This is a genomic window from Chelativorans xinjiangensis, from assembly GCF_009812055.1.
GTDB classification, from domain to species: domain Bacteria; phylum Pseudomonadota; class Alphaproteobacteria; order Rhizobiales; family Rhizobiaceae; genus Chelativorans; species Chelativorans xinjiangense.
The window spans coordinates 271,911-292,801 of sequence record NZ_WQNH01000001.1; the positions used below are offsets into that span (position 1 = coordinate 271,911).

Annotated in this window: 18 protein-coding genes; 9 read left to right on the top strand and 9 right to left on the bottom strand. The window is 64.3% G+C overall.

Annotation, left to right across the window (positions count from 1 at the left end; translation table 11 throughout):
* Positions 1–6 precede the first annotated feature (6 nt).
* Positions 7–1,251, bottom strand: a complete 1,245-nt coding sequence (locus tag GM910_RS01235; protein WP_159585654.1) for an NAD(P)/FAD-dependent oxidoreductase — start codon at positions 1,249–1,251, stop codon at positions 7–9.
* A 346-nt stretch (positions 1,252–1,597) separates the two neighbouring features.
* On the opposite strand from GM910_RS01235, the gene GM910_RS01240 reads away from it, so the two are divergent.
* From GM910_RS01240 to GM910_RS01280, 9 genes are all read left to right on the top strand, one after another.
* Positions 1,598–2,677 carry an amidohydrolase family protein gene (locus tag GM910_RS01240; RefSeq protein WP_246225802.1) on the top strand — a complete coding sequence of 360 codons (1,080 nt, stop codon included), beginning with the start codon at positions 1,598–1,600 and terminating at the stop codon, positions 2,675–2,677.
* Positions 2,674–3,771: an amidohydrolase family protein gene (locus GM910_RS01245; protein ID WP_159585656.1), complete on the top strand. Its 1,098-nt coding sequence runs from the start codon at positions 2,674–2,676 to the stop codon at positions 3,769–3,771. The genes GM910_RS01240 and GM910_RS01245 overlap by 4 nt, the downstream gene beginning before the upstream one ends.
* The gene (locus GM910_RS01250; protein ID WP_159585657.1) at positions 3,768–4,223 is read left to right on the top strand and encodes a Rieske (2Fe-2S) protein; all 456 of its coding nucleotides are present in this window, start codon (positions 3,768–3,770) and stop codon (positions 4,221–4,223) included. The genes GM910_RS01245 and GM910_RS01250 overlap by 4 nt, the downstream gene beginning before the upstream one ends.
* Positions 4,224–4,509: 286 nt before the next feature.
* Positions 4,510–5,631 carry a C4-dicarboxylate TRAP transporter substrate-binding protein gene (locus tag GM910_RS01255; RefSeq protein ID WP_159585658.1) on the top strand — a complete coding sequence of 374 codons (1,122 nt, stop codon included), beginning with the start codon at positions 4,510–4,512 and terminating at the stop codon, positions 5,629–5,631.
* Positions 5,632–6,162 (top strand): TRAP transporter small permease, encoded by a 531-nt coding sequence (locus tag GM910_RS01260; RefSeq protein WP_159585659.1) that lies wholly within the window; start codon positions 5,632–5,634, stop codon positions 6,160–6,162.
* A gap of 10 nt (positions 6,163–6,172) precedes the next feature.
* Entirely contained in the window at positions 6,173–7,486 is a 1,314-nt protein-coding gene (locus GM910_RS01265) for a TRAP transporter large permease (protein WP_159585660.1), read from the top strand.
* Between the two features lie 8 nt (positions 7,487–7,494).
* On the top strand, positions 7,495–9,147 hold the full coding sequence (locus GM910_RS01270; protein ID WP_159585661.1) for a GMC family oxidoreductase: 1,653 nt from the start codon (positions 7,495–7,497) through the stop codon (positions 9,145–9,147).
* A gap of 21 nt (positions 9,148–9,168) precedes the next feature.
* Positions 9,169–10,638, top strand: coding sequence for an FAD-dependent oxidoreductase (locus GM910_RS01275; protein ID WP_201285379.1), 1,470 nt, complete (start codon positions 9,169–9,171; stop codon positions 10,636–10,638).
* A 48-nt stretch (positions 10,639–10,686) separates the two neighbouring features.
* The gene (locus GM910_RS01280; protein WP_159585662.1) at positions 10,687–11,580 is read left to right on the top strand and encodes a LysR family transcriptional regulator; all 894 of its coding nucleotides are present in this window, start codon (positions 10,687–10,689) and stop codon (positions 11,578–11,580) included.
* Between the two features lie 76 nt (positions 11,581–11,656).
* Here the strand turns inward: GM910_RS01280 and GM910_RS01285 are convergent, their stop codons facing one another.
* The 8 genes from GM910_RS01285 to ilvD form a co-directional block, all read right to left on the bottom strand.
* Positions 11,657–12,562 (bottom strand): LysR family transcriptional regulator, encoded by a 906-nt coding sequence (locus GM910_RS01285; RefSeq protein ID WP_159585663.1) that lies wholly within the window; start codon positions 12,560–12,562, stop codon positions 11,657–11,659.
* A 58-nt stretch (positions 12,563–12,620) separates the two neighbouring features.
* Complete coding sequence (locus GM910_RS01290; protein ID WP_159585664.1) at positions 12,621–13,943, bottom strand: TRAP transporter large permease; 1,323 nt, start codon at positions 13,941–13,943, stop codon at positions 12,621–12,623.
* Positions 13,940–14,506 (bottom strand): TRAP transporter small permease, encoded by a 567-nt coding sequence (locus tag GM910_RS01295; RefSeq protein ID WP_159585665.1) that lies wholly within the window; start codon positions 14,504–14,506, stop codon positions 13,940–13,942. Before GM910_RS01295 ends, GM910_RS01290 begins: the two co-directional genes overlap by 4 nt.
* An 82-nt stretch (positions 14,507–14,588) precedes the next feature.
* Positions 14,589–15,731, bottom strand: coding sequence for a type 2 periplasmic-binding domain-containing protein (locus GM910_RS01300; RefSeq protein ID WP_159585666.1), 1,143 nt, complete (start codon positions 15,729–15,731; stop codon positions 14,589–14,591).
* Between the two features lie 46 nt (positions 15,732–15,777).
* Positions 15,778–16,209 (bottom strand): aconitase X swivel domain-containing protein, encoded by a 432-nt coding sequence (locus tag GM910_RS01305; RefSeq protein WP_159585667.1) that lies wholly within the window; start codon positions 16,207–16,209, stop codon positions 15,778–15,780.
* Positions 16,210–16,211: 2 nt separating this feature from the next.
* Entirely contained in the window at positions 16,212–17,492 is a 1,281-nt protein-coding gene (locus tag GM910_RS01310) for an aconitase X (protein WP_159585668.1), read from the bottom strand.
* Positions 17,493–17,693: 201 nt separating this feature from the next.
* Positions 17,694–19,007 carry an FAD-dependent oxidoreductase gene (locus tag GM910_RS01315; protein ID WP_159585669.1) on the bottom strand — a complete coding sequence of 438 codons (1,314 nt, stop codon included), beginning with the start codon at positions 19,005–19,007 and terminating at the stop codon, positions 17,694–17,696.
* Positions 19,004–20,710: a dihydroxy-acid dehydratase gene (gene ilvD / locus GM910_RS01320; RefSeq protein ID WP_201285380.1), complete on the bottom strand. Its 1,707-nt coding sequence runs from the start codon at positions 20,708–20,710 to the stop codon at positions 19,004–19,006. The genes GM910_RS01315 and ilvD overlap by 4 nt, the downstream gene beginning before the upstream one ends.
* Between the last annotated feature and the right edge of the window lie 181 nt (positions 20,711–20,891).

Consider the following 20,891-nt stretch of genomic DNA (forward strand, 5'->3'; position numbering starts at 1 on the left):
TTTTGCCTATTCTGCGGCCGAACGTTCAATGGAAAGGGCCTTGACCCTTTCCCGCAGATCGAAGGCTTCGTCGGCGATCTCGGCGCGCGTGATCACCGCGTCCGCCTCCAACAGCTTGCGCGCCATGACATAGGTCGCCGCGTCGTTCAGGCAGTCCACCGCGATCAACCACCCTTGTCTGAAATAGAAGAACGAGACCGAGCCCTCGCGCTTGCCCGGCCGCGCAAGCACGGCGTCATAGCCCCGGTTGAATCCGGCGATCTGCAGCTTCACATCATACTGATCGGACCAGAACCAGGGATGCGGCTTGTAGACCGTGGGTATCCCGGCGATGTTGGCGGCGGCAATGGCGGCCTGGTCCTGCGCGTTCTGTACGGATTCGAGGCGGGTGGGCATCCCCTGGAAAGGCAAGACGGTGCAGTCGCCGGCCGCGAAGATGGCTGGGTCGCTCGTGCGACAATGGTCGTCGACGACGATCCCATCCGTCACATCCAGCCCAGCCGCTTGTGCCAACTGCGCGTTCGGGTCGATGCCGATGCCGATAATTGCAAGGTCGAGCGCCAGTTCCCGGCCATCCTTCAGCCGCACCGCGCCGGCCAGCCCGTCCCTCTCAAGGATGCGTTCGACGTGCACATTCTCGAGAATTTCCACGCCGTGCGCCTTGTGAAGCGCGCGGAAGGCCGCGGCGGTTTCCTTGCATGCCACCCGCTTCAAGATCCGATCGGCGGCCTCGATCACCGTGACCTCCAACCCCTTCTTGGCTGCTTCCGCGGCCGCCTCCAGACCGATATATCCGCCGCCGATCACCACCGCCTTCATGCCGGCCGTCATTTCCGCCATCAGCCATCGGGCGTCCGACAGCGTACGCATGACGCGCACATTGGAAAGGTCTCCGCCCATTTCAGCCGGCAGACGGCGCGCGCCGGCGCCCGTGGCAAGCAAGAGCGCATCGTAGGCGAGCGTGTCGCCGTCGGCGAGCCGGACCGCTTTCTTGCGCCGGTCTATCGCGGTCGCAGCAGCGCCGAGGCGCACGCCGATGCGCCGTTCGTCGTACCATTCGCGCGGCCGCAGCCGCAGCCGCTCGATGCTCATGGCGCCCGACATGTACTCCTTCGACAAGGGCGGCCGCTGATAGGGAAGCTCGTCTTCCTCGGAGACGATGACGATCTCCATCCCCGCCGCGTATTGGCGCAGCGCGCTGGCCGCGGCGATTGCCGCGTGGCTTCCTCCGATGATGACGGTTCTTGCCATATCCGATCCATGTGCCGTTTTTCTCATCGCAATGATCGGCGGCGGCCCTGCGAACGCCGTGATCGTGAGACTTGGGGTTGCGTTATTGCAGGGTGTCGAGGCCCGCGTGAAGAGTGGATTTCGGCGCGCCTGTTTTTCTCCAGCGCGAAAACCGGCGGGGTGACGAGGCATGGCCTGAATGACGGCAGCCGGCCGATCCGAATTGCAGTGCGGCCAACAGCACGCCGATGAACCCGTGCGCGGGAGCGCTCGTTTCGCGACAGGTGCTTTCGTGAATTGCTCAGTTCCTCAGGGCAGAGGCTGGAAATATGATCCGCGTTCGAGACGAATGCCGGGAGGAAGCGACGTGCCGTCACGGAGACCGTTGCGCATCGATGCGGATTTTCATCTGCCGCAGGCGGAGGTCGGCGACCTTTTACCCTTCCTCGACGAATACTGGCAGATGCAGGTGACCGATCGCGAGCTTCCCTCGATGCCGTTCCGGCTGACCTCCTATCCGGCGAACGCGCCGCTTACGCGCAATCCCGATTTCGAGGGGCTGGACGTGCCGGCGGCGCTCGACCGCTTCGGGACCGGTATCGCGATTGCCTCGATGCTCCACGGCGTCGTGGCGCTCCACAATCCCCACATGCGGGCGGCACTCTTAAGCGCTGTCAACGACTATGTGGCGGCGACCTGGCTCGACGCCGAACCGCGCCTGCGCGGCTCGATCTACGTCTCGGGCGAGGACCCGGCGGCTTCGGTCGCCGAGATCGAGCGGCTTTCGGGCGACCGGCGGTTCGTGCAGGTGCTGATGCTTGCCATGCAGGAGATCCATCACGGCAACCGCCACTACTGGCCCATCTACGAGGCCTGCCAGAAACACGGCCTCACGCTGGCGATCCATGCAGGCGGGCTCTACCGCATCCCGCCGAGCGTGTCCGGCTGGCCGTCCTACCAGTTCGAGGACTATGTGATGCAGTCCATGGCCTTCGAGAACATCCTCACGGGATTTCTCGGCGAAGGCGTGTTCCAGAAGTTCCCCGACCTGCATGTCGTCTTCCTGGAAAGCGGCTTCGCCTGGCTGCCGACGACGATCTGGCGCAATGACAAGACCTGGCGCGGGGTGCGCCAGGAGGTACCATGGCTGGACCGCAAGCCCTCCGAGGTCATGGCGGGTCGTGTATTCCTGTCGCTGCAGCCGGCCGATCCGCCGGGTGCCGACGAACTCCGCCAGACCCTGAAACACATCGGCAGCACCGACATGTTGCTTTATTCGACCGACTATCCGCACCGGCAGTTCACCGGCGACGAGCCCCTGCCGGCCGGCCTGCCCGAGGAAGCCCTTCCCGGCATCCTGGTCGCCAATGCGCTGAGGGCCTACCCGCGCCTTGCCGACGACCCAGCGGTGCGGCAGGCCGCCGAAGCCATGGAGGAGACGACATGAACCGGCCGCTCGTGGAAACGGAGGGCACGACGCGGCTTCGCATCGTCGACTGCGATATCCATCCGACCCAGAAATCGCCGGCGGCACTCTTTCCCTATATGGAAAAGCGCTGGGTCGAGCATTTGCAGACCTTCGGCTCGCATATCCGCCAGGCACTGGTTGGGCAGCTCTCCTACCCACGCATGACCGCGAACGGGATGCGCATGGACGCCCGTCCCACGGATGGACCGCCTGGATCGAGCCTTGAGATGCTGCGCGAACAGCATCTTGACCTGCTCGACATCGAGGTGGGTCACCTGATCGCGCTGGGGCGCGGCGGCATGGAAGAACGCAATCCCGACCTCTCCGCCGCCATGGCCCGGGCGGTGAACGACTGGCAGATTGCCGAATGGGTGGAGCCCGAGCCGCGTCTCAGGGCGGGGATCGTGGTGCCGCAGGACAACCCTGAAGCCGCCGTCGCCGAGATCGAGCGCCGGGCCGGCGACAGGCGGTTCGTCCAGGTGATCATGTCCACCCGCCCGAACGAGACGCTCGGCGCCCGCAAGTACTGGCCGATATATGCGGCGGCGGCCGAGGCGGGTTTGCCGCTCTGCCTGCATCCGGCCGGCTATTCCTCGGGCAAGCCCTCCACCGGGACCGGCTGGCCGAGCTTCTATTTCCAGGAGCACTACACCTTCGTTCCAGGCTCCGAGGCACTGGTGACCAGTCTCATCATCGAGGGTGTTGTGGAGGCCTTCCCAAAGCTGAAGGTGGCGATCATCGAGGGTGGCTTCTCCTGGGCGCCGGCGCTCGGCTGGCGAATGGACAAGCACTTCGACACCTTCCACAAGGAGGTTCCGCATCTGAAGCGCAAGCCTTCGGACTATATGAAAGAGCACTTCTGGTGGGCGACCCAGCCCATGGAAGAGCCGAAGAACGGCCGCCACATCGCCGACGTGATCGACTGGATCGGCTGGGACCGGATTCTCTATTCGTCGGACTACCCACACTGGGATTACGACGACGCCTACCGCATCTTCCGCTTCCCGGTCGAGCCGCATCAGCGCGAGAGCGTGCTCGGCGGCAACGCTCGCAAGCTCTATGGCTACGCATGACCCGGCACGTCGTGGCAAGTGTGGACGGCTTCCCGGACAAGGGCATCCGCCGGATCGAGGTCGCCGGCAGGGAAATCTGCCTGATACGGGTGGGCGAGGAGTTCTTCGCCCTCCTCGATCGGTGCCCACACGCCGGCGCCCGCCTGTCGGGCGGCCGGCTCTCCGGAACGGTGGAGAGCGACGGGCCGGGGGACTACCGCCTGTGCCGGAAAGCGGAGATGCTGAAATGCCCGTGGCACGGCTGGGAATACGACGTGCGCACCGGGCAATCCTGGAGTGACCCGAAATCCACCCGTACCCGCGCCTATGCCGTAGAGGCTGTCGCCGGCGGGGAACTCGTCAAGGGGCCGTATGTTGCCGACACCGTGCCGGTGGAGGTCGAGGGCAAATATGTGGTGGTGGATCTTCCGGAGCCGGCCGCCAGGCGGGCGGATACTTCCACCAAGGCATGATGCATGCCGACACTGCCATCGTTTGCTGGTCGGCCTTCGCGTTTTGCGAAAGATGTAAGCGCTAAATCAGTCATTCCCTGTCGAGTCACGATTGAATAGCCTCCTGACCGGGAGGAATGCCAGTGCAGCTAGAAGGTAGCGATATTACAGCGTGCAGCTACCGGCGAAGCGGTGGCGCGTTCGCATCGCTCCCCGTTCGACGCAGCATTTCCCCCTATTCCGGAATACCCCAATCCGCGCGGCAAAGGCGCGGAACGAATTGCTCATCAAAGGGAGGAGAGACTTGATGAGACGTCTGGCTGTATTCACCTCGACGATCGCTCTGGCGCTTTCCACGGCCACGGCTTCCGCGGCGGAACTCACCTACGGGTCCTGGGTCCCGGCCTCCGACTACATCAATTCCGATGCCCTGCCGGAGGTCTTCCGGCGGATCGAGGAGGATACGGGCGGCGAGATCAAGTGGAACCTGATCGCCGGCGGCCAGCTCGCCGGAGGGGTCGAGACATTCGCCGCAATCCAGGACGGGCTGATGGATGCCGGCGTGGCGGCCACCAACTACGTCCCGAACCTTCTGCCCTCCACCGCCACGCTCTACGGACTTGCCGTACCGGGCGACGACCCGGTCGCGGCAGCTGGCGCGGCGAACGAGGTGGTGATGCTGCACTGCCCGTCGTGCATAGAAGAGACCAAGAAGCTCAACATGGTGCCGATGGGGGGATATGCCAGCGCGCCTTATATGCTGATCTGCCGAGATCCGATTGAAACCGTCGACCAACTCAAGAACCTGCGGGTACGTTCCTCCGGCGCGCCGCTCAACATCATGCAGATGGCAGGCGCCAACACGGTCCAGGTCTCGTTGATCGATACGGTCTCCCTGCTCCAGCGCGGCGGCATCGACTGCACCACCGGCATCGGCGACTGGCTCAAGACCTTCGGCTATGGCGATTTCGCCAAGAACGTGACTGACTTCTCGCTCGGCGTTTCGGCCCCGATCATCGGCCTGATGATCAACCGCGATGTCTGGAACAGCTTCACCGAGGACCAGAAGCGCGCTCACCTTAAAGCCGTGGTGCATCTTTCGGCGGCGCACACGATCAACAATTTCATCATCCGCACCAACGAGGTGTTGGAAGACCAGATCGCCAACAACGGCGTGAAGATGGTCGAACCGCAAAATCCCGAAGAATGGCAGGCGCTGATGGACAATTTCATCCGGGACCAGCGCAACATCGCCATCGATTTTGCCAAAGGTTTTGGCGTCGAGAACCCCGAAGCGTTTCTCGACGCCTACGACACCGCGCTCGTGAAGTGGCGCGGCCTGTCGGCCAAGATCGGGACCGATGTGGAGGCCTTCGAGAAAGCCCTCTGGGACGAGGTTTACTCCAAGGTCGATCCGGGGAGCCTCTAATTGCTGGACCGGATCGATCGGCTCCTGGAATTGTGGTCGCGGGCACTTCTGGCGCTCGCGATCCTCGCCGGATTCGCGATGATGATCCATGTCAGCGTGGATGTCTTCGCGCGCACGGTGCTGAATGCGCCGCTCCGGCAGGCGAACCAGACGGTCGCGGCCTACTACATGATCGCCGTGGCCTTCCTGCCGATCGCCCTTCTTGGCAAGTATGACGACCATATCTCGGTCGGCGTGTTCACCGACGCCATGCGGCCGTGGATGCGCCGCGCGCTCGCCATCTTCACCACGCTTCTCGGTATGGCCTACATGTTCGCCTTCACCTGGGAGAGCTGGGTTTCGGCCGCACGACGCACGGAACAAGGCGAAGTGCTGGAGATCTCCGGCGGTTACATGATCGTCTGGCCGGGGCGCTGGCTTTTGCCGATCGCCGGGGCCAGCCTGTTCCTCTGCCTAACGCTGCGGCTCGCCCGTCTGCTTTTGCCGGACGACGGCGAGAGCCCCCATCACGCCCGCATCCCCGACGCATGAGCGCAAAGCCATGGATGGATTGATCCTGAGCCTGGTCTGCCTCTGCGCCGTACTGACCCTGATCGCGGTCCGCACACCGATCGGCGTGGCGCTCGGCGTCGTCAGCTTCGCGGGCTTCTGGTGGCTGCGCAACTTCAACGCCGCGCTCGGCCAGCTGCGCGAGATCCCCTACTATTTCGCCGCCAACTGGGACCTTTCGGCGATCCCGATGTTCCTGCTCATGGGCTCGATCGTCTATGTCTCAGGCATCGCCACCGCGCTCTTCAACGCCGCCCGCCTTTGGCTCTCTGCCCTTCCCGGCGGCCTCGCCGTCGCCGCCAACGCCGCTTCCGCGGGCTTTGCCGCGGGCTGCGGCTCGTCGGTCGCCGCCGCTGCCGCGATGGGACGCCTCGCCATCCCCGAGATGCTGAAGGCGGGCTACGACAAGGGCCTTGCCTCGGGTGTCGTCGCCTCTGCCGGCACCATCGCCGCGCTGATCCCGCCCTCGATCCTCATGGTGCTTTACGGCATCTTCGCCGAGACATCGATCGTCAACCTCCTGATCGCCGGTATCATTCCCGGCCTCATGACCGCCGTTGCCTATACGATCATGATCGTCCTGCGCTGCTGGCGCAATCCCGCCCTCGCCCCGCGCGTCGCCCACGCGGGCGGCAACCTCCGCCGCGAGCGCTGGCGGGCGCTGGCCGAGATCTGGCCGCTCTTCGTTCTGGTTCTCGGTGTGATCGGCGGGCTCTATAGCGGCACCGTCACTCCGACGGAGGCGGGTGCGGCAGGCGCGCTCCTCGCCCTTGCGATCGCCGTCGTGCAAGGCCGCATGACGCTTGCCAAGCTCTGGCGGGCGGTGCGCGAGGCGGTGATGACGACGGCGCAGATTTTCTTCGTCGGCATGGGCGCGTTGATGTTCACGCGCCTTTTGAGCTTCTCGGGCGCCTCGGCCATGCTGACCGACCTCGTCGCCCCGCTCGGGCTCGATCCCTTGGCTGTCGTTCTCGCCATGACGGCAATCTACCTGGTCCTCGGCATGTTCCTCGATCCGATCGGCATCATGCTGATCACCATGCCGGTCTTCATCCCGCTTCTGAAGGCGCTCGACCTCGACCTCGTCTGGTACGGCGTGCTGGTGGTGAAGTTCATCGAGATCGGCATGCTGACCCCGCCGCTGGGCTTCAATGTCTTCGTGGTCAGCGGCGTCGCGGGCCGTGAGATTCCGGTGACCACCATCTTCCGCGGCGTCGGCTGGTTCCTGGTCTGCGACCTGATCGTGGTGACGCTCCTGATCGCCTTTCCGCAACTGGCACTGTTCCTGCCTGCGTTGATGAACTGAGGGGACCGATGAGCGGACTTACCTATGACTACATCATCGCCGGCGGCGGCACCGCCGGCTGCCTGCTTGCGAACCGCCTCAGCAAGGACCCGAACATCCGCGTTTTGATGGTGGAAGCGGGCGGCTCCGGCCGACACCCTTACATCGAGGTGCCGCTGTTGCTTCCGAAGCTCCTCGGCAACCCAAAATTCGACTGGATGTACAAAAGCGCGCCCGAGCCCCACTGCGGCGGGCGCACCATTCCGCTGCCGCGAGGCCGGATGCTGGGTGGTTCGTCCGGCATCAACGGCATGGTCTATGTACGCGGCCACCGATGGGACTACGACAACTGGGCGGCACAAGGGAACGAGGGTTGGAGCTGGGACGACGTACTGCCCTATTTCATGCGTTCCGAAAACTTCATCGGCGAGGACCTGCAAGGGCGCGGCAAAACGGGGGAGTGGAAGATCACCGATCCGGGAATGCGCTGGCCGGTGCTCGACGCCTACGCCGAGGCGGCCACCCAAATCGGCATCCCGGCGACACGCGACTACAACTCCGGCGAGAATGAAGGCGTTCAGTATTTCCAGGCGCAGGTCATGCGCGGCCGCCGGCAATCCACCGAAAAGGCGTTCCTCCGCCCCGCCTCCGGCCGCAGGAACCTGACAATCCGCACCGGCGCCCTGGCAGAGCGGGTTATCTGTGAGGGCAGACGCGCGACGGGGCTGGCATTTCGTGCGGACGGCAAGAGCGTCACTGCGACAGCGCGGCGCGAGGTGATCCTGTGCGCGGGCGCGTTCGGCACGCCCACTCTCCTGGAGCGTTCGGGCATCGGTGCAGCAGAGCGGATAAGGGCGCTCGGTGTCAATCCCGTGCATGAGCTGCCGGGAGTCGGCGAGAACCTGCAGGACCACTGGCATATCCGCGTGCAGACACGCGTGCGCAATACCAGGACGCTCAACAGCCGGGCGAGCTCACTCTTGGGCAAGGCGCTCATGGGTGCCGACTACACACTCCGCCGCCGCGGCCCCCTCTCCGCTCAGCCGGCGCTCCTTGCTGTCTTCGGCAAGGTCATGGCGGACGCACCCGCCCCCGATATCCAGATTCATGCCTCGGCCGCCAGCTACGATCGCGTGGGCGGGCCGATCCATAACTACCCAGGCATGACATCGGCGGTCTGCATCCTGCGCCCCGAGAGCCGAGGGCACGTCCACGCCACGGCTCCGAACCCCGAGGCCCCACCGGCAATCCTCAACAACTTCCTCGCCGCCGACTACGACTGCGAAATCGCCGTCCGTTCGGTCGAATTCGTCCGCCGCATCGTCGGCGCCCCCGCCATGGCGTGCTTCGAGCCCGAGGAGATCGCGCCCGGCACCCGGCTTCGGACCCGCGACGAAATCCTCGACTACGCGCGCCAGACCATCTCGACCACCTTCCATCCCGTCGGCACCTGCAAAATGGGGCCGGGACCGGAGGCAGTGGTCGATGCGCGGTTGCGGGTCCATGGCATTGCGGGACTGCGCGTGGTCGACGCGTCGATCATGCCGACCATCCCCTCGGGCAACACCTGCGCGCCGGTCGTCATGATCGCCGAGCGCGCTGCGGGCATGATCCTCTCCGCAGAGCCGGCGGATAACCTCGGTGGCCACGCGCGCGCCAGCGCGTCCCCCGTCGGAGAATGAGGCAAGAGGGAAAGAGCGATAATGAAAGAGCCGAAACCGCGCATCCGGGAAATTCGCCAGACCGAAGAGCGCTTCCTCAGCTCCGACATCTTCGAGGAGCGTGCCCACACATTGCCTCCGCGCAATGGTAAGGGAACGTATCGGGAAGCGGCGCGCGACGTGCCGGTCTATCATCATTGCGATGTGGTCGTGGTGGGCGGAGGGCCGGCAGGCTGTGCCGCGGCGTTGGCTGCTGCGCGGACCGGCGCCGATGTGGTCGTGCTCGAGCGTTACAACCACCTCGGCGGTCTTTCCACGGGCGGCGTCGTCATCTGGATCGACCGCATGACCGACTGGGAGGGCCGGCAAGTCATCAAAGGCTTCGCCGAGGAAGTGATCGATCGACTGCCCAGCGATGCGGTCGCCGGCCCTGACCGGACGCTTTGGGGCGTGCGTGACGAGGCGCAGGCGAAATACTGGCGGCTGCGCACCTCGGCTTTCCATGGCATCGTGACCTGGGCGCCGACGATCGATCCCGAGCAGCTCAAGCTCACTTCTCAGGAGATGCTGATCGAGGCGGGCGTGCGCCTCGTCTTCCACGCCTGGATGGCCGCACCCATTGTCGAGGCGGGCGCGGTGAAGGGCGTCGTCTTCGAGAGCAAGGAGGGCCGGCAAGCGTTGTTCGCCAAGGTCGTGGTCGACTGCACAGGCGACGGTGACGTTTTCGCCAGAGCAGGCGCGGGCTTCGATACGGACATCGAGGAAGGCGACGTCCACCACAGCATGAACACCGGTTTCATGCTGGGCGGAGTCGATATGAAGACCTGGCTCGACTTCCGCCTGAACGAGCCCGAGGCGTTCTCCGAGCTCAACAAGCGCGGCCGCGAGCAACTGGGCTTTTTCCAGGCGCCCTACGTTTCCTGGCGCAATGACGTCGCGCTGTTTCTCGGGCCGCGGCAGTCGGGGCTGTCGGCGCTCAACGTCGACGACATGACGGAGGTCGAGATTCGCTCGCATCGCTTCACGCAGGCGCATTGCGCGTTCTTCCGCAAGCATGCTCCAGGCTTCCAGAACGCCTGGGTGATGCTCAGCGCGCCGCAACTGGGCGTGCGCCACACAAGGCGCCTTGCAGGCGTCGGCCGGATCGAGAGGCAGCAATGGTCGTCCGGCGAGATTCTGCCGGACGAAATCGGGGTCAGCCCTTCCGTCTCCCCCAAGTTTCCCGTGATCTCGGTGCCTTACAGCGCGCTGGTGCCGACGCGGCTCGACGGGCTTGTTGCGGCGGGGCGGCACATCTCGTGCGATGCCAACTCGCACGGCTTCATGCGCGAGATCCCGCAATGCTGGCTTACCGGGCAAGCGGCCGGTGTGGCCGCGGGCGTCGCCGCCAATCGGGGGCTCCAACCGCGGCAGGTCGACGTCACCGAGGTCCAAGCCATCCTGCGCACGCAAGGCTCCTTCGTGCGAGATCACAAAAACTTTGCCGAGACAGCGGCCGGTGAGGGAGGCTGATCAAGGAGGCCCGTTGTTCGGCGGGTATTCAGGGATCGCTTTTGCTGAATGGACGTCATCTCCAACATACGAGCGTTTCTGACTGTCGCGCGGGTCGGCAGCTTCTCGGCCGCCGCTCGTAAGTCCAACACGGTACCATCGGTCATCTCGAAGCGGATCTCGCAGCTTGAGCACCAGTTGAAGACACAGCTCTTCATGCGCTCTACCCGCGGCCTGAACCTGACAGAGGCCGGACGCGGCTATCAGCAGCGCTTTATCGCCCTCCTGGCCGATCTGGAGGCCGCTATCGACGGTGTCGAGGGCGCCCGGGTGCAGGAGCACATCCGCATCAAATGCCCGTCCACGCTCACCGCGCTGCATCTGAGCGACGCGCTGATCCGGTTCCGCATCGACAATCCGGGTGTGCGCGTCGATCTCGTCATGATCGACCGCACCGTGAACCCGCTGGAAGAAGGATACGATCTGGCGCTCGGCGCGTTGCCTGCGACCTATCCGCATGTGATCGACGTCCCCCTCTGCCCGCTGCCCAGAACGATCGTGGCTTCATCCGCCTATCTTTCACGACGCGGGCACCCGCAGCATCCGCGCGATCTGGCCCACCACGACTGCATCACATTTCCGGCGAGCGGAACGCGGTGGGTCTTCAAAGGTCCCTCTGGCGAGGTGGGCGTTGAAGTCAACAGCGTCTTCAGCGCAACCGACGGCCGTGTCCTGCGCGATGCCGCGGTGCATGGCGTCGGCGTTGCAATCGTCTCCGACTACATGGCACGGCCCTCGCTGGCGGCCGGCGACCTGACGGAAATATTTCCCGAATTTCGTGTACCCGATCTCTACATGAAGATCCTGGTTCCCGAAAGCCGCCAGGCGAACCCGACCGTCCGAGCGATCATCGATACTCTTGTCGCGGCGTCGCAGCCCCTTCCGCCGTGGGAGAGCCGCTAGAGTAACCCCCAGGAACGTGCAGACAGGTTTTCGTCCGGACCAAGCAAAGGGGGAAGGCTCCGGCCCGCGGCAAGCTTTATCGCGGATCGCTGCCACAGGGAGGCAGGGAAACGAACTCCTCCTTGAGATGCTGCACCAGGGCAGCGACCTCCGGACGCTCCAGGCGGTTTCTCGGCACCAGCGCCTTGAACCACAGCGGCGTCATTGGATAATCCTCCAGGATCGAGCATAGGCGCCCGTCGCGAATTTCAGCATCCGCCAGAAAGCGCGGCAGGACCGTTATGCCGAGCCCTTCCAACGCCGCGGCAAGCAGAACACGGCTGTCGTTGACAAGGAAGACCGAGCGGGTATCCACCACCTGCGTTCCTCCCTCGCTGTTGAAAGTCCAGGAAATGCCGATAGGAAGGAAGGCGAGGCAATTGTATCCGATGATCTCGGCCGGGCGGCGAGGCGCACCGTAGCGTGTTATGAAATCCGGCGATGCCACGACCACGCGGTGATACTGGCAGAGAGGAACGTCCTCCACGCTGTTGTAGGAGGAAGGCAGCGCGCCAAGTGCCACGTCGAAATTCTCTTCCAGAGGATTGACCGAGCGATCCATCATCAAGAGTTCGGTCGTGACACCTGGATTGGCCTTCTGGAACCGCGCAAGCGACTGTCCGACAAACATGGTGCCGACCGTCGTGGGTGACTTCACCCGTAGTCTGCCGCGGATGGATTTGTCCCGAATTGCGCCGTTGAGAACGGTTTCGTGCAACTCGGCGAGGACCACCTGCAACCGCGGACGCAGGCGCTCGCCGTCGAGCGTCAAGGCAAGCTTCCGCGTGGAGCGCGTGAACAGCTTCGTCCCGACGACATCTTCCAGCCGCGAAACGCGTTTGGTGACGACCGATGTGGCCGTCCCCATCTCGCGCGCGGCAGCAGAAAAGCTGCCGAGGCGCGCCGTAGCCAGAAACGCCTCCAGATCGACCAGCTGAAACATTCACGTCCACCCGCTCAGGAATTGAGGGATGAAGAATGAATGCTTTTCCGCATGACGGTCAATTGCGCATCATGTTGGGAAGGAACAGCGACAGTTGCGGAAAGCTCAGCAACAGAACCATGATGATCGCCTCGCACGCAAGGAACCAGCCGATACCACGGAAGATCGTCTCGAGCGAGATCCGGTCGCCGACAACGTTCTTCACCACATAGGCGTTGAACCCGACGGGCGGCGTAATGAGGCCGATCTCGATATATTTCACGACGATCACGCCGAGCCAGATGGGGTCGAGTCCAAGCGCGGCGAACATCGGCTGCACGATCGGCAATGTGAGCAGGAGCACGCCGAGCGGATCGAGAAACATGCCGAGAATGATGTAGATGATCGACACCGCGACCAGCATCAGAACCGGGTCCAGCGCCCAGTCGCCCATCAACGCCGCCATCATGCCGGGCACGCCGGCAAGCGCGAGGAAGCGCGTATACATTACCGCGCCGAAAGCGACGAACAGCAGTTGCGAAGTGGTCTTAATCGTGTCGAAGACCGCCGAAAACAGCATGTCCATCGTCAGCCGGCGCTGCGCGAAACCGACCGCGCAGGCCAGGAACGCGCCTGCGGCGCCGGCTTCCGTGGGGGTCACGACGCCGGCATAAAGGCCGCCGATGATTCCGACGATGAGGATCAGAAGCGGCCAGATCGGCAGGAGCGAGGCCCAGCGCGCGCGCCACAAGGCGCGTCCCTTCATCGTATGGTCGAGCCGGGGCGCCACCTCGGGTTGGAAATAGCATCGGCCGATAATCATGGCGGCATAAATAAAGGCCGTCAGCAGCCCGGGGATGACGCCGGCGATGAGGAGCCGCGTGATCGAGACTTCGGCGAAAACGCCATAGATGACGAAGAGGATCGACGGCGGGATCAGGGCGCCGAGCGTGCCCGAGGACGCAACTACCCCGGCCGCCAGGCTTGGCGCATAGCCCGCCTTCAGCATCTCGGGAATGGCGAGCCGGCCCATGGTCGCCGACGTGGCGACCGAGGAGCCGGAAGCGGCGGCGAAACCCGCGGAGGCGAAATTGGTCGCCACGGCGAGACCGCCCGGCAAGGCACTGAACCACAGGCGCGCGGCGTTGAATACCGCCGTCGAAATGCCGGATGCATGGGCCACCGCTCCCATCAGGATGAACATGGGCACCGCCGAAAGCTCCCACTTGGCGGCCACTTCGAAGGGGGTGTTCTGCATCACCGCGAAGGCGACGCGTTCGTTGCGCAGAAGCATAAGGCCAAGAAAGGCGACGACGCCGAGCGCCACGCCGATGGGGATGCGGATTGCGATCAGCAGGAGGACGAGGCCAAGACTGCCGAAGCCCAGAAGCTCGTTGCTCATAGCTCGGAGCCCCCTTCCCGCGTATTCCCGCTGCCAAAGCCGCCGGTACCGCCCCGCGGATCCAGGCGCCCGGTGAAGCCGGCGCGAAGATCGCTGACCACATAGATGGCGAGATAGATCGCCATGAGTGCGAAACCCGCCACGACCGTCCAGCGGGAGGGCCATATCTCGATGACGCCTGTGCCGGCTTCCTGGGCCTCGCGTATGCGCGTCTTGCTTACGGCGATCTCAAAGGCCTTCCAGGCGAAAGTGGCGGTATAGGTAAGGGTGACGATACCCACGAGCCCATCGAGCAGCGTCCTTGAGCGCAGCTTCATCCAGCCCGTAAACAGATCCACGATGATGTGGCCCCGTTCGCACGTCACCAATGCTAGCGGCAGAAAGACGATGGCCGCCATGTAATAGGCCGAAACGATCTCGATCGTCCCGACGATCGGACGGCTGAAGAAAGTGCGGCCGATCGCGTCCGCCGTCACGTGGAGCATCATCAGGATGGTTGCCGCGACGGCGACCCAGGCAAAGAACCGGGTCAGCCCGGAAAGAAGGCGCTCGAGCAGAGCCATGGAACGATCCTTGTTTCACGACCGGAAAAGGCTGCCGGATGACGGGAAATGGTGCACCCCGTAGGGGTGCACCAAGCGGGCATCAAAGCGTTTCCGGGTCGACCTTGGAGTAGACCTCGCGCCACAGCGCCTTGCGGAAGGCTTCGCGGTCGTCGCCGACCTCGTTCTCAATGATGCCTTTCCATTTCTCGAAGGCCGCGAGATAGAAGTCGAGGATCGCTTCCGGATTCTTCACACCGGAATCGCGAGCGGCCTCGACATTCTCCTCGTACTGGATCGCGTCCCGCTTTTCCATCACCTCGGCAAAGGGCTCGCCTCCCTCGATGAAGGTGATACCGCGCGAACGCGCCTCCTCGACCGTCTTCTCGTCCACGGCGATTTGCGAATCGAACGTGGTCATCGTCACCAGATCGGGCGCATGGTCGATATGCGCCTTGCGCGCCTCGGGCGACATGGCTTCCCAAACGTCGCGGTTCACGTACATCATCACCGGCGGGCCGCCCATTCCCATCGGCGCGCTGATCACCGTTTCAACGACATCCATGTAGCCGTAGCTTGTAAGCCAGGCGACAGCGCCCAGCACACAGTCGAGCGCGCCGCGCTCGAGCGCCGAGGTCGCCTCGCTCGGCGGCATGGAAACCGGCGTGCCGCCCAGGATATTGGTGATGCTCACCCCGCCGCCGGAACTGCGAATGGCAAGGCCCTGCAAATCCTCGATGGACTGGAGGTTGCCGCGGCACATGAAGAGGTAGGGCGAAGTCCCATAGCCGGCGAAGCTGACAGCGTTGTTGGCGCTGAACTCCTCGTGGCATTCGTCGCAGCCCAGCATCAAAACCTCATTCATCGCGCCAACGGAGGCAAGATAGTCGTCGCCGATGAGGGACTGGCTGAAGATCAGGTTGGTGGCTGGCAGCATCCGCGGCTGATAGGGCGCCATGACGAGACCGGCGTCCATGAGATTGCTGCCCACGGCCTCGGGCGTGCCCGGCCCCGTGGCAAGCTGCGCGCCGCCGACCATCTTCCAGTCAACTTCGCCGTTCGTGGCCTCGCGCACCATGTCAAAGTAGGGCACCAAAGCCTTGGTGTTGGTATAGTTGCTGGCGCCCAACCACGAACCGTAAACAAGTTCCTGCGCGGCGAGCGAGGTCGCGCTGGAAAACTGCAGCGCGAGGGCCACACCCGTCGCCGCAACAAGATATCTTATCTCCCTAATTGGATGTCTCATGTCTTCCTCCTCCTTGCTGAACCTTCGTCCTCCCGGACGCTCGAAATCACGACTGCACGCGTGTGACTTCCACCCTCCCCGCGTCGGCATCCACGCGAACCAGGTCTCCATCGCGGATCACCTCGAAGGGATCGCGGTCGAAATCCGTCATCGCCGGCACACGGGTCACCACCGCGCCGAGCGCAATCTTGGTCGTCATGATGGTGAACAGCATGGCCGCCGGCGCTGTCCCGAGCCGTCTGGTCATGTGGAAGTAATGGGACCAGCCGGACGACCCCTTGGCGCCGGGAAACACCAGCACACGCCCGGCGAAGGATTCGCCGCGCCTTTCATGCCGCATCTCGGTGATGGTGCCGGTCGCAGCATTGATGCCGCCCCAGCCGGAGATCGTCTGGGTGGTCACGAACGCTCTCCCCTCGGCCACGCCGCCCACGACGCAGCGCCCCCGGATTATGACTGTTTCGGTCTCCACCGCCATGATCACAGATCCCCATTCCACCGTCCGGTCATGGCGGCATCGATGCAGTGATCGAGCGAGCCGAACCAGGTCTGCTTGCCCGTGATGGCCGGCAGGTAGTGCGCCTGCTTGCAGCTATCGGTGGCGATGACATTGGTGCCGGGCGGGGTGGCGCGGTTAATCGCCGGGCAACTGTCGGACATGACGTGGCCGCCGGCACGCTCGATGACGGCCGTATAGCCGCAGTCGTCGCACAGCGTGCGAATCTGGCGCGGCGTGTGAACCCAGAGAGCGACATCGGGGCTGATCTTGCGCCCGTCGAGCAACGTCGCGATCTGCCACATCTGCTCGATGGAATTGTGCGGGCAGCCCAGCATGACGAAATCGACACTGCGATTGCTTGCCTGGGCGTTGATATGCTCGAACGCCCGCCGCCGCGCTGCGGCATCGTAGACGCGTTCTTCACGTGGCGCGCGACCGCCGAGCGCCTCTTCCTCGCTCGAGGCTTCCGCCGTCACGCCGGGTATGTGGTACATCTCCACCCCGCCCGAACTCGCCGCCGCGGCGCCGAAATGCTTTAGGTGCATTGGTCGCGGCTGCGGGATCGCGCCGGAGAGAAGGGGAATGTCGTCCATCACCATCTCGCCGACGGCATAGCCCAGGAGGCCCCAGTCCATCATGGTCTCGGGCGTCGCCTCGACCCGGACCCGATGCGTCGCCAGCCGATTTTCTGTGATGTGGAGGCCAAAGTCCGGGATGAGGCCGGTGATCGAGGCCGCACCCGTCGATTCGCGCCCTTCAACATTCGTCCGCGCGCCGAGAACGGCGTTGGCATAGACCACCGCTGAACTCTCCATCCATGCGAGATGCTCTCCCTTCACCGGAACATTGCCCACCTGATAGGGCGTGCAGGTGGACGCCCACTGCACGCCGCGGCGGCCGAAGAATTCTTCCGATTTGCGCTGCAGCTCGGCCTTTTCCCGGCTGAAGCCCTGGAGCGCGTGGTTCCGTGTGTCGATGCCGTGGATCAACTGGCAGGTGGACACCACCGCCTGCGGCGTCTCGACCGTGTCGTCGGAGTCAAGATTGAAGCGGGAAAAGATCGTATCGAAATCGTCCGGCGCATCGAGATCCGCCTGCACCCATGGTGTCGTCGAAGACCACGTGCCCGCCACATTCGTGACGGCGATCAGGCGTTCGGCCCCGAGCGCGCTGCCATAGCGGACGAGAAGGTCCATCGCGCGCTGACGCGCCGGGCCTTCGGCGCCGTCCAGCATCGCCTTCTCACGGTCGTTTAGATGCAATTCGACTCTACCCTCCGTTGCTAGGTCGGATTAGATCGCATTACCCCACCGCGCGTCATCCCGGAAAGCCGCAGGCTTGTCCGGGACCCATTCCGGAACGTCGATGTCACGGAGTGGATCCCGGACAAGCCTGCGGCTTTCCGGGATGACGCGCGGTGGATAGTCCGGCCGCATCTCATCTGGCTTTGGTCCCTCCTCCCATCACGGCGCCACGCTGTCGCAGCGTTCGAGATTATCCGCCAGGCGCTCCTGCAACGCGGCGATATCGATGTCGTGCACGCTTCCCGACCCCGCGAGATCAAGGGCGTTGGCCGCCGCCCGGGCCATGGCCATGCACGGCCCCATGACCCGCACCGAGGAGAGTGCCGCCGGATCGCCGTCGATACAGCGGCCGACCGCGACGACATTTTCGGCTTCGGGCGATAGCATCGCCGACAGCGGAACATAGTGGACGTGGTCTTCGCCAAAGACCTCCCACACGAAGTTCTCCGGCGCGTTGTGCAGTTCGATGGGCCAGGCGGTGCGGGCGATGGCATCGGCATAGCGATGGCCCGATTTGACCTCCTCCGTCGTGATCTGGTGCACGCCCTTGATCCAGCGGGTCTGGCGAATGCCGGGAAAGCCGTAGCTGCGCACGCGGATATTGCCGAAAACCTCCGGAAACTCGTCGCGCAAGAGCCGGACTCCACGGTCCACCTGGTCCTTGCCGATGATGCCGGTCCGGGAGGCCTCGACGGGGTCGAGCGGCGTCTCCACATGCGTCATGTTGAGGACAGCCACATCCTTCCCCGGAAAATAGAAGACCAGGCCGTTGTGGCGGATAAGGCCGTATTCGGCCGCCTTCGCCTCGATGCGCGCCGACAGTTCCTCGCGCGAGGGCGGCTCACTGCTGCCGATGCCCTCGATCACCGCCTGCTGGCTGCCGTAGATCTTCTCCACCGGCTCACGGCAGGCGAACCCTGCGCGGTACATCAGCGCCGCATCGCCCGAGCAATCGGCATAGCTTTGCGCGCGGATCGTCACATCGCCATATCGCGTGATGAAGTGGAGACCGGTGATACGTCGGTCGTCCCGATGCACGGTGCGCAGGGTCGCACCGACGATGGGGGTGATGCCGGCCGCTTCTATCGAGCGCTCCACCCAGCGCGACAGGGCGATCTCGTTATAGTGCACCACCGTCGTCATCGGCCCATGCCGATAGTAGACCGCGTCCTCTGCCCCCAGCGCCGCAAGCATGTCGTCCACCACGCCATAGGTGAAGCGGTAGCCGTGGGTGCCGTTGCGGTAGAGCCCGCAAAACGTGCCGATGATCGAGTTGACCGCCTGTCCGCCGAGCGCGGGGAACGCGTCGACAATGGCGACCTTCATGCCCAGCCGTGCCGCTTCCAGCGCGGTGGTGGCGCCGGAGATCCCTGCCCCGACAACGCACAGATCCACCTCCAGTTCACGGCTTTCGTCGATGCCGTTCCACCGGACGATGGTGGTCTCTAGGTTGATGGGACGCGATGCGGTCATTCCTTCTCCTTCACGGCGGTTTCGATGAGCGAGGCCCCTCGGCGGAGCGATTGAACGTTCTGCCGGTAGATCCTGAGCCACCCGCTGTCGTCCGGCGGTTCAGGCGGCGAGAAGTCCGCCGCGCGGGCAGCGAGTTTTTCGGCATCCACCTCAAGATCGATACGCTTGTCGCGCACGTCGATGTCGATCACGTCCCCATCGCGAACGAGTGCGAGCGGGCCGCCATCGGCGGCTTCCGGCAGCACCTCGCCGACCACCAGCCCCTTGTTCACAAGGCCGGAAAGCTGCCCATCCGTGACCACCGCCACCTCGGCACCCATACCGGCGCCTTCCAGTGCGAAGACCAGCCGCGATGCACCGCCCATGCCGGGCCCGCCGCGAACGCCCTGCCCGCGAAGCACGACCACATCGCCAGCCACGATCCGCCCCGCCGACAAGGCTGCCTCGGCACTGGCGCTGTCTTCGAAAATGCGGGCGCGACCACGAAATGCCAGCTTGCGGTCCGGCGTCCGCAGCCCGACCTTCACGATGGCTGTTTCCGGCGCAAGGCTGCCGCTGAGGAGCACGATCGCCGCCTCCTTCGACCAGGGTCGCTCCAGCGGCCGGATGACCGTGTCATCGGCCAACGCCATGTCCGCGAGTTCGGTGCCAAGGCTCCGGCCGGTTGCCGTCAGCACTTCCGTATCGAGCTGCGGCTCCAGCCGCTTCATCACGGCGCGCGCGCCGCCCGCCGCTTCGAACGCCTCTATGGTGTCGGCGCCGATGGGGCGTACGGCGGCAAGCACCGGTATGCGATCCGACTCCCTGTCGAAGGTCTCGTAGATGTCGATGTCGACGCCCGCCTCCAGCGCTACGGCCTGCAGATGCTTGATGCAGTTGATCGAACCGGCCTCAGCCAGCACCACGCGCGCAGCATTGCGGAAGGCACCTTCGGTCAGGATCTGCCTCGGGCGGAGGTCTTCCCACACCATCTCGACAATCCGCCTGCAGCTTCGCTCGACCATCTTCCACATGCGGGGCGAATTGGCCGCGACAGGCGCGCTTCCCGGCAGCGCCATGCCCAACGCCTCGACCACCGAATGCATCGAGTTTGCCGTTCCCATGCCGGAACACACGCCCGGCGAACGAATGGCAGCATCGGCCATCGCAGTAAGCCGCTCGAGGCTGGTTGCCCCCTGCGCGTGGTGGCCGGCGTGCAGGAAAACCTCCTCGATATCCACATGCTCGCCGTCCAGCTCGCCACTAGACTGATAACCGCAGATCACGACCAGTGCGGGAATGTTGAGCCGGGCAGCCGCCATCAACTGCCCCGGCACGGTCTTGTCGCAGGAGGTCAGAAGGATCATCCCGTCGAGCTGTGCCCCTTCGACCTGAACCTCGATATCATTGGCGATCAGGTCACGGCTCGGCAGGATGAAGGTGGCGCGACGGCCTGCGGAAATAATGAAATCGGACGGAGCCGTGGTGCGTATCTCGAAGGGAAGCCCGCCCGCCTCGCGAATCCATCCCTTCGCTCTCCTGGCGATTTCATCGATATGAGAAAAACAGATGGCTATATCCGACGACGTGTTCACGACCGCGATCTTCGGCTTGAGCATGTCTTCGTCGGTGATACCGAGAGCGCGCCACTGCGCCCGCCGAACCGCCCAACGCGACGTTCCGACCTCGAAATTCGAGCGCAAGTCCCGTTTTCGGCCGCTCATCAAATCTCCTCCTCGGTCATCATTTGACCGGAGACCAAAAAGCCATAGGACGACCGACGACAGAAGGCACCGGCTGCGCCATTCACCTTTCGCGTTTCGAGAAAGATCGCGCTACGCCACCCTTCGCCGCGCCCTCCTCGGGTAGGAGAACCAGCCTGCTCAGCGCATCGCAGAGTTCGAC

What these genes read in the sequence shown, in the direction of transcription:
- GM910_RS01285 (WP_159585663.1), bottom strand. Translation starts at nt 12,562, where the DNA reads ATGTTTCAGCTGGTCGATCTGGAGGCGTTTCTGGCTACGGCGCGCCTC.
- GM910_RS01295 (WP_159585665.1), bottom strand. Translation starts at nt 14,506, where the DNA reads ATGGCTCTGCTCGAGCGCCTTCTTTCCGGGCTGACCCGGTTCTTTGCC.
- GM910_RS01255 (WP_159585658.1), top strand. Translation starts at nt 4,510, where the DNA reads ATGAGACGTCTGGCTGTATTCACCTCGACGATCGCTCTGGCGCTTTCC.
- GM910_RS01250 (WP_159585657.1), top strand. Translation starts at nt 3,768, where the DNA reads ATGACCCGGCACGTCGTGGCAAGTGTGGACGGCTTCCCGGACAAGGGC.
- GM910_RS01290 (WP_159585664.1), bottom strand. Translation starts at nt 13,943, where the DNA reads ATGAGCAACGAGCTTCTGGGCTTCGGCAGTCTTGGCCTCGTCCTCCTG.
- GM910_RS01305 (WP_159585667.1), bottom strand. Translation starts at nt 16,209, where the DNA reads ATGGCGGTGGAGACCGAAACAGTCATAATCCGGGGGCGCTGCGTCGTG.
- GM910_RS01265 (WP_159585660.1), top strand. Translation starts at nt 6,173, where the DNA reads ATGGATGGATTGATCCTGAGCCTGGTCTGCCTCTGCGCCGTACTGACC.
- GM910_RS01245 (WP_159585656.1), top strand. Translation starts at nt 2,674, where the DNA reads ATGAACCGGCCGCTCGTGGAAACGGAGGGCACGACGCGGCTTCGCATC.
- GM910_RS01280 (WP_159585662.1), top strand. Translation starts at nt 10,687, where the DNA reads ATGGACGTCATCTCCAACATACGAGCGTTTCTGACTGTCGCGCGGGTC.
- GM910_RS01315 (WP_159585669.1), bottom strand. Translation starts at nt 19,007, where the DNA reads ATGACCGCATCGCGTCCCATCAACCTAGAGACCACCATCGTCCGGTGG.
- GM910_RS01275 (WP_201285379.1), top strand. Translation starts at nt 9,169, where the DNA reads ATGAAAGAGCCGAAACCGCGCATCCGGGAAATTCGCCAGACCGAAGAG.
- GM910_RS01300 (WP_159585666.1), bottom strand. Translation starts at nt 15,731, where the DNA reads ATGAGACATCCAATTAGGGAGATAAGATATCTTGTTGCGGCGACGGGT.
- ilvD (WP_201285380.1), bottom strand. Translation starts at nt 20,710, where the DNA reads ATGAGCGGCCGAAAACGGGACTTGCGCTCGAATTTCGAGGTCGGAACG.
- GM910_RS01270 (WP_159585661.1), top strand. Translation starts at nt 7,495, where the DNA reads ATGAGCGGACTTACCTATGACTACATCATCGCCGGCGGCGGCACCGCC.
- GM910_RS01235 (WP_159585654.1), bottom strand. Translation starts at nt 1,251, where the DNA reads ATGGCAAGAACCGTCATCATCGGAGGAAGCCACGCGGCAATCGCCGCG.